Source organism: Amaricoccus macauensis (assembly GCF_014201905.1).
GTDB lineage: Bacteria > Pseudomonadota > Alphaproteobacteria > Rhodobacterales > Rhodobacteraceae > Amaricoccus > Amaricoccus macauensis.
This window is the reverse complement of sequence record NZ_JACHFM010000004.1, coordinates 69883-83931: the sequence shown is the minus strand read 5'-3', so window position 1 is coordinate 83931 and position 14049 is coordinate 69883. Positions and strand designations below refer to the sequence as shown.

At 71.9% G+C, this 14049-nt stretch carries 14 protein-coding genes; 11 read left to right on the top strand and 3 right to left on the bottom strand.

Annotation, left to right across the window (positions count from 1 at the left end; translation table 11 throughout):
- Window positions 1-8 precede the first annotated feature (8 nt).
- Complete coding sequence (locus HNP73_RS17770; protein WP_184152958.1) at window positions 9-443, bottom strand: hypothetical protein; 435 nt, start codon at window positions 441-443, stop codon at window positions 9-11.
- A 128-nt stretch (window positions 444-571) separates the two neighbouring features.
- On the opposite strand from HNP73_RS17770, the gene HNP73_RS17765 reads away from it, so the two are divergent.
- The 10 genes from HNP73_RS17765 to HNP73_RS17720 all read left to right on the top strand — a co-directional run bounded on the left by HNP73_RS17765 (window position 572) and on the right by HNP73_RS17720 (window position 9580).
- Entirely contained in the window at window positions 572-1525 is a 954-nt protein-coding gene (locus tag HNP73_RS17765; RefSeq protein WP_246399933.1) for an aspartate carbamoyltransferase catalytic subunit, read from the top strand.
- Window positions 1526-1614: 89 nt separating this feature from the next.
- Window positions 1615-2874 carry a dihydroorotase gene (gene pyrC / locus HNP73_RS17760; protein WP_184153847.1) on the top strand — a complete coding sequence of 420 codons (1260 nt, stop codon included), beginning with the start codon at window positions 1615-1617 and terminating at the stop codon, window positions 2872-2874.
- Complete coding sequence (gene plsY, locus HNP73_RS17755) at window positions 2871-3461, top strand: glycerol-3-phosphate 1-O-acyltransferase PlsY (protein ID WP_184152952.1); 591 nt, start codon at window positions 2871-2873, stop codon at window positions 3459-3461. The genes pyrC and plsY overlap by 4 nt, the downstream gene beginning before the upstream one ends.
- 122 nt (window positions 3462-3583) lie before the next feature.
- Entirely contained in the window at window positions 3584-4549 is a 966-nt protein-coding gene (locus HNP73_RS17750; RefSeq protein ID WP_221288845.1) for an AAA family ATPase, read from the top strand.
- Window positions 4549-5451 (top strand): DUF58 domain-containing protein, encoded by a 903-nt coding sequence (locus HNP73_RS17745; RefSeq protein WP_184152946.1) that lies wholly within the window; start codon window positions 4549-4551, stop codon window positions 5449-5451. The genes HNP73_RS17750 and HNP73_RS17745 overlap by 1 nt, the downstream gene beginning before the upstream one ends.
- A gap of 6 nt (window positions 5452-5457) precedes the next feature.
- On the top strand, window positions 5458-5829 hold the full coding sequence (locus HNP73_RS17740) for a hypothetical protein (RefSeq protein WP_184152943.1): 372 nt from the start codon (window positions 5458-5460) through the stop codon (window positions 5827-5829).
- Window positions 5830-5833: 4 nt separating this feature from the next.
- The gene (locus HNP73_RS17735; protein WP_184152940.1) at window positions 5834-6790 is read left to right on the top strand and encodes a VWA domain-containing protein; all 957 of its coding nucleotides are present in this window, start codon (window positions 5834-5836) and stop codon (window positions 6788-6790) included.
- The gene (locus HNP73_RS17730) at window positions 6787-7710 is read left to right on the top strand and encodes a vWA domain-containing protein (RefSeq protein ID WP_184152937.1); all 924 of its coding nucleotides are present in this window, start codon (window positions 6787-6789) and stop codon (window positions 7708-7710) included. The genes HNP73_RS17735 and HNP73_RS17730 overlap by 4 nt, the downstream gene beginning before the upstream one ends.
- Window positions 7707-8354 (top strand): hypothetical protein, encoded by a 648-nt coding sequence (locus tag HNP73_RS17725; RefSeq protein ID WP_184152935.1) that lies wholly within the window; start codon window positions 7707-7709, stop codon window positions 8352-8354. The genes HNP73_RS17730 and HNP73_RS17725 overlap by 4 nt, the downstream gene beginning before the upstream one ends.
- A complete protein-coding gene (locus HNP73_RS17720; protein ID WP_221288812.1) occupies window positions 8348-9580 on the top strand; it encodes a hypothetical protein in 1233 nt (410 codons plus the stop codon). The genes HNP73_RS17725 and HNP73_RS17720 overlap by 7 nt, the downstream gene beginning before the upstream one ends.
- Here HNP73_RS17720 and HNP73_RS17715 read toward each other — a convergent pair.
- On the bottom strand, window positions 9552-10004 hold the full coding sequence (locus HNP73_RS17715; RefSeq protein WP_184152929.1) for an Lrp/AsnC family transcriptional regulator: 453 nt from the start codon (window positions 10002-10004) through the stop codon (window positions 9552-9554). The two genes, HNP73_RS17720 and HNP73_RS17715, sit on opposite strands and share 29 nt — an antisense overlap.
- Window positions 10005-10139: 135 nt before the next feature.
- Here HNP73_RS17715 and HNP73_RS17710 point away from each other — a divergent pair, with 135 nt between their 5' ends.
- On the top strand, window positions 10140-11816 hold the full coding sequence (locus HNP73_RS17710; RefSeq protein WP_184152926.1) for an alpha-keto acid decarboxylase family protein: 1677 nt from the start codon (window positions 10140-10142) through the stop codon (window positions 11814-11816).
- A 49-nt stretch (window positions 11817-11865) separates the two neighbouring features.
- On the opposite strand, the gene HNP73_RS17705 is transcribed toward HNP73_RS17710, so the two are convergent.
- Window positions 11866-14049: an esterase-like activity of phytase family protein gene (locus HNP73_RS17705; protein WP_184152923.1), complete on the bottom strand. Its 2184-nt coding sequence runs from the start codon at window positions 14047-14049 to the stop codon at window positions 11866-11868.

Here is a 14049-nt window from a genome sequence, read left to right as displayed (position 1 = left end):
GGCCAGCCTCAGTGGAACGCCTCGCCGTCCCAACGGATCGTGGTCGGCACGCCGCCCTCGCCGACCCAGCGGATTTCCGGGGTCGGACCCTGCCCGATGGTCATGTCATAGCCCGAGGCGTCGCCGAGCGCGGGCGTGAACCGCGCGCCGCGGCGCAGCCACACCCTGATCCGGCACAGGACCTCGCCACATTCGGCGCTGCGGGGCGCGCTCGCGCACTCGATGCCCTCGTGGGCCACGACGAGATCGGCCATGCCGTCGCCGTCGAGGTCACGCTCCACGACGAAGGCCGGATCGTAGCGGCCCGGTCCGCCGCCGCACGCCGCCTTCACCTCCTGCGCGACCAGCTCGCTCGCCACGTCCGAGAGCGCGAACGCGGGCAGCGGCGCGGCGGTGACTCCGGCGGCGGTGACTGCGGCGATCGTCAGGACGAGACGCAGCATTTCCCTCTCCTCCCTTTTCCGACCTGCCGGCAAGGCAGCAGGCGATGTCCCGTCGCAGACAAGCCGGCGGGTTGCCGACCGGCACGCGGCTGATATAGATGCGCCGACCCGGAACCGGAGGTTCTCCCTTGTTCGCGCACCGTCATCTCCTCGGCATCGAGGGCCTCTCGCGCGAGGATATCGAGAGCATCCTCGACCTTGCCGAGACCTATGTCACGCTGAACCGTCAGACCGACAAGCGCGCCGACGCGCTGAACGGCCTCACCCAGATCAACATGTTCTTCGAGGCTTCGACCCGGACGCAGGCGAGCTTCGAGCTCGCCGGCAAGCGACTCGGGGCGGCGGTCATGAACATGTCCATGGCGCAGTCGTCGGTGAAGAAGGGCGAAACCCTCATCGACACCGCGATGACGCTGAACGCCATGCACCCCGACCTGCTCGTGGTGCGGCATTCCTCGTCCGGCGCGGTCAACCTCCTTGCCTCCAAGGTGAACTGCGCGGTGCTGAACGCCGGCGACGGCCGGCACGAGCACCCGACACAGGCGCTGCTCGACGCGCTCACCATCCGCCGGCGCAAGGGCCGGCTCTCGCGCCTCACCGTGGCGATCTGCGGCGACATCGCCCATAGCCGTGTGGCGCGCTCGAACATGATCCTGCTCGGGCGGATGGAAAACCGGGTGCGGCTGATCGGGCCGCCAACGCTCATCCCCCCAGGCGCCGACCGCATGGGCGTCGAGATCTTCGACGACATGGCGAAGGGCCTCGAAGGCGCGGACGTGGTGATGATGCTGCGCCTCCAGAAGGAGCGGATGGACGGCGCGCTCATCCCGTCGATGCGTGAATACTACCACCGCTTCGGCCTCGACGCCGAGAAGCTGGCGGCAGCGAAGCCCGACGCCATCGTCATGCACCCCGGCCCGATGAACCGCGGGGTCGAGATCGACGGCCTTCTGGCCGACGACATCAACGTGAGCGTCATCCAGGAACAGGTGGAGATGGGCGTCGCCGTGCGCATGGCAGCAATGGACCTCCTCGCACGCAACCTGCGCGCGCGAAACGAGCCGGGGGGAGCGGCGCGATGACCGGCCTCCGACTCGATGGGCTCGCGGCCCTGCGCGATCGCACGGAGGCCCGCCTCGCCGAATTGGTCGCCGAGGCGCCTGGAGCGCCGATGACCCTGACCAACGCCCGTCTCGTCGACCCCGCCGCTGACCGCGTCTTCGAGGGCGGCGTCGTGATCCGGGATGGCCTGATCGCGGAAGTCTTCGAGGGCGCCCGGCCCGGCGAGGATTGTGGCGGGCGGCATCTCGCGCCCGGGATCGTCGACATCGGCGTGAAGGTGGGCGAGCCCGGGGAGAGGCACAAGGAGAGCTTCCGCACCGCCGGCGCCGCCGCGGCGGCGGGCGGCGTCACGACGATGGTGACGCGGCCCGACACGCTGCCCGCGATCGACACGCCCGAGACGCTCGAATTCCTGCAGCGCCGCGCGGTCGCGACCAGCCCGGTCAACGTGCTGCCCATGGCCGCGCTCACCAAGGGCCGCGACGGGCGCGAGATGACCGAGATCGGCTTCCTGATGGACGGCGGCGCGGTTGCGTTCATGGATGGCCGCGCGGTTCGCGACACCCGCATCTTCCAGCGCTGCCTGACCTATGCCGCCGGCCTCGGGGCGCTCGTCGTCGGGCATCCGCAGGAATCGCACCTGACCGAAGGCTCCTGCGCCACCTCCGGCCAGTTCGCGAGCCAGCTCGGCCTGCCCGCGGTCTCGCCGCTCGCCGAGCGGATCGGCCTCGAGCGCGACCTCGCCCTCGTCGAGGCGACGGGCGTGCGCTACCACGCCGACCAGATCTCGACCGCGGGTGCGCTCGCGGCGCTTGCCCGGGCGCGCGCCGCCGGGCTGAAGGTGACGGCCGGCGCCTCGATCCACCATCTGACGCTGAACGAGTTCGACATCGGCGACTACCGGACCTTCTTCAAGCTGCGCCCGCCGCTGCGCTCCGAGGACGACCGCATGGCGCTCGTGGAGGCGCTCGCCGCCGGTGAGATCGACGTGGTGGGCTCGTTCCACACGCCGCAGGACGAGGAAGAGAAGCGCCTGCCGTTCGAGGAAGCCGCCCCCGGGGCGGTGGGCCTCGAGACGCTGTTGCCGGCGGCGCTGCAGCTCTACCACGCCGGCCACCTGGCCCTGCCCGCCCTCTGGCGCGCGCTGGCGCTCAATCCGGCGAAGCTCCTCGGCCTGCCCGCCGGCCGGCTCGAAGCCGGCGCCCCGGCCGATCTCGTGCTCTTCGACCCGGACACGCCCTTCGTCCTCGATCGCGCCACGCTGCGCTCGAAGTCGAAGAACACGCCCTACGACCTGCGCCGGATGCAGGGCCGGGTGCTCGCGACCTGGGTCGGCGGGGACCGCGTCTTCACGAGGGATGCCGCATGAGCCTCACCTTCCTCGCCGCACTCGTCCTCGGCTATCTCGTCGGCTCGATCCCGTTCGGCGTGCTCATCACCCGGGCCATGGGGCTCGGCGACCTGCGCTCGATCGGCTCGGGCAACATCGGCGCGACCAACGTGCTCCGCACCGGCAACAAGGCGGCGGCGTTCGCCACGCTCGTCCTCGACGGCGGCAAGGGCGCGGTGGCGGTGCTCGTCGCGCGCGCCATCGCCGGCGAGCCTGCGGCGCTCGTCGCGGCCCTCGGGGCGTTTCTCGGCCACCTCTTTCCGGTCTGGCTCGGCTTTCGCGGCGGCAAGGGAGTGGCGACTTTCCTCGGCATCCTGCTGGCGCTCGCCTGGCCTGCCGGCATTGCCGCCTGCCTGACCTGGCTCGCCACCGCCGTCGCGTTCCGCTTCTCCTCGCTCGCGGCGCTTGTCGCGGCCGCCTCGGCGCCGCTCTGGCTGGCGCTCTTCGGCCGCCCGGACGCGATCTGGCTCGCCGTGGCGCTCGCGGTCCTCGTCTTCGTCCGGCACCACGCCAACATCCGTCGACTCGCCGCCGGCACCGAGCCGAGAATCGGCAAGGGCAAGTAGCCTCATTCGACCAATGTCTCCCAAAGGAGGGCTTGTCCTCCGCCAGCGACTCCCGCGATGCTGGGGGAAACGGGCTTCCTCAGGGGAGGAAAACGATGGAGGACGACAGCCGGGAAACCCGGATGCCGGCAAGCGGGGCACGCACTGAACTCGGGGGCCTCGTCCGCGGGCTCGAGGCGGGGCTCATCGGACGTGCGTCGCTGGTGGAGCGGCTGGCGATCGGCGTCCTGACCGGCGGGCACATCCTGCTCGAGGGGCCGCCGGGGCTTGCGAAGACCCGCGCCGCCCGCTTCCTCGCCGACGCGCTCGCCGTCAGCTTCTCGCGCATCCAGTGTACGCCCGACCTGATGCCGGCAGACCTGACCGGCACGCTGGTGCTGAAGCCCGATCGCGGCGCCTTCGAGTTCGTCGCCGGCCCGGTCTTCCATTCGCTGGTGCTCGTCGACGAGATCAACCGCGCCCCACCCAAGGTTCAGTCAGCGCTGCTTGAGGCCATGGCCGAGCGGCAGGTGACGGTCGGTGGCGAGACCCGGGCGCTGCCCGATCCGTTCATGGTGGTCGCGACCCAGAACTCCATCGAGCACGAGGGCACCTTCCCGCTGCCCGAGGCGCAGCTTGACCGCTTCATGCTGCACATCCTGCTGGACTATCCCGGGCGGGAGGAGGAGCGCCAGATCCTCGACCTCGTCGAGAGCGAGGAGCGGGCGGCGCGCCATGGTCCGGTGGAGCGGCTGACCCCGGGGGGCCTCGCCGCTGCCCGGGAGGAGGTGCGGGCCGTCCATCTGGCGCCGGCCCTCAAGGACTACATCGTCCGGCTGGTGTCCGCGACACGCGAGGCCGACACCCTGCCGGAGCTCAGGGCGGCAATCCAGCATCCGGTGTCGCCGCGCGGCACGCTGGCGCTCGCCGCCGGGGCGCGGGCGCGGGCCTTCCTGCATGGCCGCGATTTCGCGGTGCCCGAGGACGTGGCCGAGCTGGCGCAGGATGTGCTGTCGCACCGGCTGGTGCCGACCTGGCGCGCGGCGGCCGACGGCGTGACCGCGCGGAGCCTCGTCGCGACGCTCGTCGAGCGCGTGCCGGCGCTGTGATGCAGGCGGTGGACCGTCCGGGCACCGACGACCCGGCGCTCGACGTCACGCCCGGGCGGCTGCTGGCGCTGCGCCGGCATCTTCGTACCGGCGGCGGAGGCCACTGGCATCCCGACCTGCGCCCGGCCGGGTTTCCCGGACGGCGGCGCGGCGCCGGGCTCGAGACGATCGACGTGCGGCCCTTCGTCGAGGGCGACGACGTGCGCCACCTCGACCGCAACGTCACCGCCCGCACCGGGACGCCGCACGTGCGAAGTTTTCGCGAGGAGCGGGGCGCCACGGTGATCCTCGTCGCCGACTTCCGCGCGCCGATGCTCTGGGGCACCCGCCGGGCGCTGCGCTCGGTCGCGGCGGCCGAGGCGCTGGCGCTCGGCGGCTGGCGGGCGCTCGAGGCTGACGGCCGTGTCGGGTCGCTCGCGCTGGCTGCGAGCAAGATGCGCTATGTGCCGCCGCGTGGCCGCCTCGCGGGCATGGCCGCCGCTGCCGGCGGTCTGGCGGAGGCCCACGCCGCCGCGATCGCCGCTGCGGGTGCGGCGGCGGCGGAGCCGACGCTCGACACGCTGCTCGAAACCGCGCTCGGGCTCGCGCCGCGCGGGGCAAGCCTCGTCCTCGCGACCGCCCTCGACGATCCCGGCGCCGAGTTCGAGGCGCTCGCGGGCTCGCTCGGCCGGGCCGGCCAGCTGAAGCTCCTGCTGGTGCAGGACGCCTTCGAGCTGGCGCCGCCGCCCGGCGCCTACGCCTTCGCCGCTGAGGCGCGCAGCCGCCGGGTCGGGTGGCCCGAGCCCGTGTCGGAGCGGATCGAGGCGCTTGCCCGCGTCGGCATCCCGGCGATGCAGGTCGACGTGAGGGCTGATGGCGACGCGCTTGCCCGGGCCTGGGATCTTTTCGACGGGTGGAGCTGAAGCGCCATGGATCCCGCCGACCTCGTCACGCAACTCCGCCCGATCCGCTTGCCGGTCCCGACCGAGGCGGAGGCCTGGGCTGACGGGCTCCTCGCCTTCGGCCTCGGGCTGCTCGCGGCACTCGCGGTCTACGGGCTGCTGCGCCTCGTCCTCGCGCGGCGCGCCGATCCGCGTCGCCGGCTCCGGGACGAGATCGCCGCGACCCGGCGGCTTGCCGCGGCGGAGCGGCACGTGGCGCTGGCCTGGCTCGCGGCGCGCGAACTCCCGGCGGGGGCCGAGCCGCGTCCGGCGCTCGAGGCCGGGCTCTATCGGCCTGACACGAAGAGCCTCGATCTCGACGCCGAGGAGCGCCGGCTCGCCCGGGCGCTCGGGGTCTGAGCCGATGTGGAGTCTCGCAACGCCCGCAGCCCTCGTCCTCCTGCCCCTGCCGCTCATCGTCCGCCGGCTGTTGCCGCCGGTCCGCCACGCGAAGGCCGCGCTGCTCGTGCCGCCGACGATCGCCCGGCAGCTGGGTGACGCCGGCCGCCACGGTCTCGCCGCGCGGCTGCCGGTCCTGCTGCCGGCGATCCTCTGGACGTGCCTCGTCCTCGCGCTGGCCGGGCCGCAGCGTCTGACCGACACCGGCGCGCTGCCGGTCTCGGGGCGCGACATCGTGCTGGTGCTCGACCTCTCGGGCAGCATGGAGAACGAGGATTTCGAGATCGACGGCCACACCGTGAGCCGCCTCGACGCGGTGAAGCAGGTGGGCGCGGCCTTTGCCCGTGGCCGCGAGGGTGATCGCATGGGCCTCGTGATCTTCGCCGAGGGTCCGTATTTCGCCACGCCGATGACCTACGACTCCGAGGCGGTCGCCGACGCGATCGAGGCGGCAACCATCGGCATCTCGGGCCGCTCCACGGCGATCAGCGACGGCCTTGGCCTCGCGATGAAGCGGCTCGCGGCCGGCGATGCGGCGAGCCGGGTGGTTGTGCTGCTCTCCGACGGAGTCGACACCAGCGGCCGCGTGGCGCCGGTCGGCGCGTCGCGGCTCGCGAGTGAACTCGGCATCCGCGTCCACACCATCGCGCTCGGGGTGACGGCGGTCGGCGAGGCGGGGGCGACCCGCGACTCGGTCGATGCCGGGACGCTCGAGAAGATGGCGACGACCACCGGGGGCGGCGCCTTCCGCGTGCGCACCACCGCCGATCTCGCGGCCGTGGGCGCCGACATCGACAGGATGGAAGCGAATGCCCATCAGGCCGCATCTGTCGCGGTCCAGCAGCCGTTCTGGCCCTGGCCGGCCGGCCTTGCCTTCGCGGCTGGCCTGCTGCTGCTCGCGGGCGGAGGGCGTCGGCCATGATCGCGTGGGGCGACCTCGCGCTGCTCCGGCCCTGGTGGCTGCTGGCCCTGCCGGTCGTCTTCGCGGCCGCGCGCCTTGCGGAGCGGCGGTCGACCACGCCGGCCGGCTGGGGCGCGGCGATGGATCCGGTGCTCCTGCAGGCGATGGCGCGGCTCGGACGCGTGCTGCCCGGCGCCCGCCGGGCAGGATACCTGCCGGCGGCGATCCTCGCGACGCTGGCGCTGGCGCTCGCCGGGCCGGCGCTGCGCGATCGCAGCGCGCCGACGTTTCGCAACCTCGACGGGCTCTTCATCGTGTTCGACGTCTCCAGCTCCATGACGATGGGCGGTGCGCTCCCGGCGGCGGAGGACGCGGCGCGGCTCATCGTCTCGGCGGCGAGTTCCCGGCCGGCGGGCCTCATCGTGTATGCAGGCGACGCCTATCTCGGAAGTGCGCTCTCCACCGACGGCGATGTCCTCGGGCCGATGATCGCGGCGCTCGACGGCGAGACGGTGCCCGACCCCGGGAGCTGCCTCGCCTGCGGGCTCAACCTGGCCGGGCGGCTGCTGGCGGAATCCGGTACGCTGAAGAGCGACGTGGTGGTGGTGAGCGATGGCGGCGGCGCAGCCGAGGCGCTTCCGGCGGTTGAGGCGCTCGTCGCCGCGGGTGCCCGGGTCTCGACGCTCGCCGTCGCGCCGATCGAGCATCCGTCCGACCTGCCGCCCGGCGATCCCGCGGGCCTTGCCGCCATCGCGCGGGCCGGGCGCGGGGTTGCCGCGAGCCTCGATGATCCCCAGCCACTCCTTGCCGCCGTTCGGTCGGGAGGAGGCCGCGTGACGGTACCCGCCGCGCTCAGGCACCTCGGATGGCACGACTACGGCCGGCTGCTGGCGGTGGTGCCGCTCCTGCTCGCGTTCGGCCTCTTCAGGAGGAGCGCATGAGGCTGCGCCGCATCCTGCCCATGGCCTGCGTCGTGCTGGCGCTTGCGACCATCGTTGCCGCCGGCCCCTCGGCGTGGGGGCGTCTCGCGCTCCGGGCAGGCGCGCCGGGCGTCGCGGCGGAGCTCATCGAGGCGCCGCGCTGGCGCGGTGTCGCGCTCTACGAGGCGGGACGCTACCCGGAGGCGGAGCTTGTGTTCCAGACGGCGGGGCGCGGGTCCACCTACAACCGGGGCAACACGCTTGCGCTCACCGGGCGCTATGCGCTCGCGGCGGACTACTTCGACGCGGTGCTCTACAGCGATCCGACCGACTCCGACGCGCGGGCGAATCGGGTGCTGCTCGAGCGCTTCATCGAGCGCAAGAGCGGCGATGGCGGTGGGGTCTGGGGCAAGGTCGGCGTCGCCAACGCCAAGGTCGCCGCGACGAACCCCGGCACCTACGAGATGCACATTCAGGCGCTGATGCGCGCGCGCCCGCGCCTGCCGCGCCCGAGCGATTCGATCCAGTCGGTCGAGGCGACGAGGGACTGGCTGCGCTCGATTCCCGACGACCCCGGGCGCTATCTGAAGGCCCGTATCGCCGCCGAGCACGAACAGCGCGAGAGCGAGGGGACCTTGCCTGCCCCGACGGGAGACCCATGGTGATCCGCCTCGCCCTCCTGCTCCTCGCGGCGCTTGCCGTCATGCCCCGGCCGGTGGTCGCCGAAACCGGCTGGCCGCCCGAGGTGAGGCTCGCTCTCCTCCCGGACGCGCTGCCCCGGGGTGGGCCGGTGCTCGGCGAGATGGTGCTCGCCACCCTGCGCGGCGAATACGTCGGCAACGTGGCGAAGGAGACGCTCGCCGTCCCGCCCTTCAAGGGCTGGAGCTGGATGCAGCTCGGCGCGCCGGAATGGACCGAGGAGCGCATCGACAACCGCAACGCCCACGTCTTCGAGGTGCGCTTCGCGTTCTTCCCGCAGGAGCCCGGCAAGCAGGAAATCGGGCCGATCACCCACCATCTGATCTTCGCCGGCTCGGGCGGGCAGCGCATGACGATCGACGCGGCCTCCACGCCCGTCGCCTTCGAGGTCGCCGAGCCGCCGCTGCCGCCGGAAGTCGCGATCGGTCTGCGCCAGCCGTTCTGGATGCCCGCCCGCGCCGTGCGGATGACCGACGAATGGGAACCCGCGCCCGACCGGATCGTGGCGGGCGACTGGACGCGGCGGACGGTGACCCTCGAGGTCGCAGGCCTTCCGCCGGAGGCGCTGCCGTCCGCTCCGCAGATGGCGGCGGGCAATCTCTTCAGCTTCATCGACGGCGAGGAGCGCACGGTCGAGCGCACCGCCGACGGGCCGATCTCCAAGGTGATCTGGCGCTACCGGATGCAGCCGCAAAGCACGGTGCCGGCCGAACTCGACAACATCCCCGTCGCCTGGTTCGACACCGGCAGCCGGGTCTGGCGCGAGGAGATGCTGCGCGGCGCGGAAATCGCCTTCGAGGGCACGGCCCTGCCGAAGGAGCCCGGTCTCGTGGCCCGGCGCGCCGTCCCGGTCGGGCTGGCGCTCGGCGCCGTCGTCGGCGCCCTCGCGCTGGTGCCGACGCTTGGCGTGGGGCGCAGCGGCGCCGTCGGACGCCTGCGCCGCTGGGGCAGGGCGCAGCGGGCGGCACTCGCCCTGCGCTGGGCGGAGGCGCGACGCGATCCGGTGGGTGCCCGCCGGGCGCTGCTGGCGCTGCTCTCGGCCCGAGGTATCGCCCCCGCCGGATCGGCGGCGCTGCAACGGCTCGATCGCGCGCTCTTCGGCCGGCCCGGCACGGCGAGCGAGCTTGGCGGCCTGACGCGGCAGGCGCTGCGCGAGCGCGGGGTCAGAGCGGAAGCTCGCGGCTCTCCTTGATGGTCTTGAGCATGATCTCGGAACGGATCTGTCGCACCAGCGGATGCGGCAAGAGCCGGTCGTGGACCAATGCCGCGAACGCGTCGAGATCGCGCGTGCAGACGTAGAGCACGAAATCCGCGTCGCCTGACACCGAATGCGCCGACAAGACTTCGTCGCAGCGCTGAAGAAAATCCGCGAACTCACGGGCCGTGTCCTGACCGTGGCCCTCAAGGTTCACCCGCACCACGGCGTTCAGCCCGAAGCCGAGCTTGCGGCGGTCGAGCCGCGCGGCGTAGCCCTCGATGATCCCGGCCGCCTCGAGCGCCTGCCGGCGCCGTGAACATTGCGAGGGCGAGAGATGCACGACCTCGGCGAGGGCGCCGTTGGTCATCGCGCCGTCGCGCTGCAATGCTCGAAGAATCGCGGTATCAAAGCTGTCCATGCGGCTTCCATGCGTTCAACAGGAAATAGTGCGTAAGCTGTGCGAATTGTCGGCCGGAGGTGGCCGACTTTGCAACCCTCTTGTGCGGGTTCGGGGGCATGATGGGGCGATCGCTGATGCTGCGGAGGATGAGAGATGAAGACGACGGTTGGTGACTTCCTGATCTCGCGGCTGAAGGAGGCGGGCGTCGGCCACGTCCTCGGCGTCCCGGGCGACTTCAATCTCCAGTTCCTCGACCAGATCGGCCGCGACGGCGGCCTTGCCTTCGTCGGATGCTGCAACGAGCTGAATGCCGGATACGCCGCCGACGGCTACGCGCGGCTGCGCGGCGCCTCGGCGCTGCTGCTCACCTACGGCGTCGGCGACCTGAGCGCGATCTGTGCCATCGCGGGCGCGGCGGCCGAGCATGTCCCGGTGATCTGCATCACCGGCGCGCCGCCGCTCGAAAAGATGCGCAAGGGCGTGCCGCTGCACCATACGCTTGGCACCGGCGACTACGCCGACGTGCTGATCGCCGTTGCCCAGTTCACCGCCGCGCAGGCCCGGCTGACGCCGGAGACCGCCGCGGCCGAGATCGACCGGGTGATCCGCACCGCGATCGAGGCGCGCCGGCCAGTCTACCTGCAGCTTCCCTCCGACGTCTCGCATGTGGAGATCGACGCGCCGGACGGCCCGCTGCTCGTCGGACGGATGTCGAGCGACGAGCGGCTCGAGGCCGCGCTTGCGCACCTCGGCCGGCTCTGGGACGCCGCCTCGGCGCCGGCGATCCTCGTCGACATGGACGCGGAGCGGTTCGGCTACGCGAGCGAGCTTCTGGCGCTTGCCGAGGCCACGGGAACCCGCTTTGCGGCGCTCTCGACCGGCAAGGCGATCCTGCCCGAGGCGCACGAGTTGTCGGCCGGCCTCTACGGCGGCGCGGCCTCGACGGCGGAGACGCGGGCGCTCGTCGAGAACTCCGATTGCCTGATCGCTGCGGCGCCGCGGTTCATCGAGGTGAACTCGGGTCACTTCACGGCGCAACTGCCGCAGGCGAGCGTCCTTCTCGGATCGCATTCGGTCGAAATCGAAGGTCAGGTCTACTATGGCGTCGAGCCGCAGGCGCTGCTCCGCGCCTTCCTGGCCTGCCTTCCGGCGTCGGCCCGGCCGCGCTCGGGCAACCAGCGCAATGCCCATGCCGAGGCGTCGTTCGGCGGCCCGGTGCCGCTCACGCAGGCCCGGCTCTGGCCGCGCATGGCGAACTTCATCCGGCCGGGCGACGTGGTGCTCGCGGAATCCGGCACCTCGAACATCGGGCTCGGCCGCGAAGTCCTGCCGGCGGATGTGACCTACATCGCCAGCAACATCTGGGGCTCGATCGGTTACACCCTGCCCGCGACGCTCGGCACCTGCCTCGCGGCGCCGGACCGGCGGCAGGTTCTCTTCATCGGCGACGGCTCGTTCCAGCTCACCGCGCAGGAGCTCTCGACCCTGCTGCGCCTTGACCAGAAGCCGATCATCTTCGTGCTCAACAACCGCGGCTATACCATTGAGCGGTTCATCCTCGGGATGACCGACGCTTACAACGACGTGGCGAACTGGAACTACGCCGGGCTGCCGGGTGTCCTGACGGATCGTGGCAATTTCCACGTGCGGGTGGCCTCCACCGAGGCGGAACTCGATGACGCGCTCTCCCTCGCCGAGGATGCCGACCGGCTGGTCCTGATCGAGATGCGCCTGGACGCGTTCGATGCGCCGAACGCCCTGCGCCGCTTCGGCCCGGCAACGGCGGAATTCGACTACGGTCCGCTCGGCCCGCAGCGGGTGCGCGCCTGAGATTGGTGATGGCCGGTCCCGGCACGACGCCAGGACCGGCCGACGGCGATCACATCGCCGAGGCGCCGCCAAGGCGCAGGAAGTGGGTCTCGCCCGAGCTGTCATCGACACCGTCATTGTCGGTGACGGCGAAGGCATTGCCGCCGGCGTCGATGGTGAAGCCCTCGACCTTGTCGACCACATAACCACCCGTCGCGGCGAGATCGGGCAGCAGATCGCGGACCACCTGCTTCGAGACCACCGGAAGCTCGCCTCCGAGCGGCGCGGGCTTCAGCTCGGCGACCGGGACGCTGGTGATCTGCTTCACCTTCGCGGCCGCGCCGATCTGATTGTCGCGCTCGATCAGGAACAGCGCGTCACCGTGGACGGCAAGCTCGGAAAGCCCGATCCAGCCGCCGTCCGGCGCCGCGTCGAGCGGATAGCGCACCGCGCCCCAGCTTTCGCTTTCGGGGCGATAGGCGAGGAGCTTCACCTCGCCCTTGGGGTCGTCCTTCCACTCGCGCTGCATCGCCAGCCAGATCGTGTCACCGATCACCGCGACGCCTTCCGCGCCGAAGCGCGTCTCGGCCCCGGCAAGCTCGGCCGGCAGGGCGATCTCATCCTCGATGGCGCCGTTCGCGTCGACGTGCAGCAGCGCGTGCGGGACAAGCTTCGAGCGGTCGCCCTCGTTGGCGAGCCAGAAGCCGCCCTCGCCGTCGGGGGCGATGCCTTCGAGGTCGAGCTTCTGCGCCGGGGCGCCGTCGCGCGTCACGTCGATGGCACGCACGATGCGGGCGGGCGTCGTGGTCGCGTCGATCTCGAAGATGCGCGGCTGCGCGCCGTAGAAGCTGTCACTGACCGCGTAGAGCTTGCCCGGCGTCGCCGGATCGGCGGCAAGGCCCGAGAGGGCGCCCCAGCCGATGAGCTCCGGGGCCCCGGCGGAGGTGATCGTCGGATAGGCCGGGGCCTCGCGGTCGGCGAGCTCGTAGAGCATCACGTGCGAGCGCGCACCACCGTCCTCCACGAGGTCGGTCTCGTTCGCGGTCACGAGCAGGTTGCGCGACGGGATCGCCACGGCGCCTTCGGGTGAGATGCCCGAGGGCAGGATCTGGCTGAGGACCGGCTCGCCGTCACCGAGACGGTAGACCGCGACCACCGAGCCGCGCTCGGAGAGCACGAAGGCGTAGTCCTGGTCGCCGAAGCGGGCGACTTCGAGGCCTTCGGGTTCAACGCCCTTGGCGTCGGAGCGCTTGTCCGGGTAGTGGCCGATCTCGACGATGGCACGCTCGAGGCTGGTGCCGCTGTCGTAGGCGACTTCGCCCGCCGGGGTGAAGATCGTCCAGCCGCGGGTGCCGCCCTGCCAGTCGCCTTCGTTCGCCACCGCGAGGCGGTCGGTGCCGATCCACTGCACGGTGTCAGGCTCGCGCGGCACGCCGGCAAGGCTGTCGGTGAAGACGAGGGCGCCGTCGTCCTTCGCGTCGATGCCGTCGAGATCGACGCTGCCGGCGGAGAAGTGCGACAGCACCTTGCCGGTGCGATCAAGGATCGCCACGGCGTTGTTCTCCTGAAGCGTCACCGCGATCTCGCCGTTGGCATTGATGTCGACGAACTCGGGCTCGGGATCCTCGGGCGAGACGCCGCTGAGGCCGGTCATGTCGGCCTTGATCAGCCCGCCACAGTCGAGCGCGCCGCCCTTGAGCGGCACGATCGCGAGATAGCCGGCGGGCATCTGCGGCAGGGCGCCGTCGTTCAGGTCCTCGTCGCGCTCGTTCTCGATCGCCACGGCGACGAAGCTGCCATCGCGGGCGACGGCGACGGAATCGGGCTGGCCGCCGAGATCGCAGCTCGCGCGCTCGGTCCGGGTCGCGATATCGACCTCGGCGAGGCGGCCGGTCGGCTCGGTGAAGCTCTCGCGGGTGTTGACGCCGACGAACGCCGTGGCGCCGAGAATGCCGACCGATGTCGGCTCGCCGTCGAAGCCGAGGCTGCCGAGCGGCTTCGGCGCCTTCGGGTCGGTGATGTCGACGAAGCCGATCGCCCGGTTCGGGCTGTCGCTGTAGACGAGCGTCATGCCGTCGCCGCTGGCGGCGACGATCTCGGCCGATGTCGGCGTCGCGGGATCGGTGCCGGCGGGAAGGTTGAGAGCGACAGGAAAGCTCGCGACGCGGTCGAAAAATGGCGCCGCAAGCGTGGGCGACGCGGCGAGCAGCGCCACGACGGACACGAGGGAGGTGGCGGACGGCCGGAAGAACAT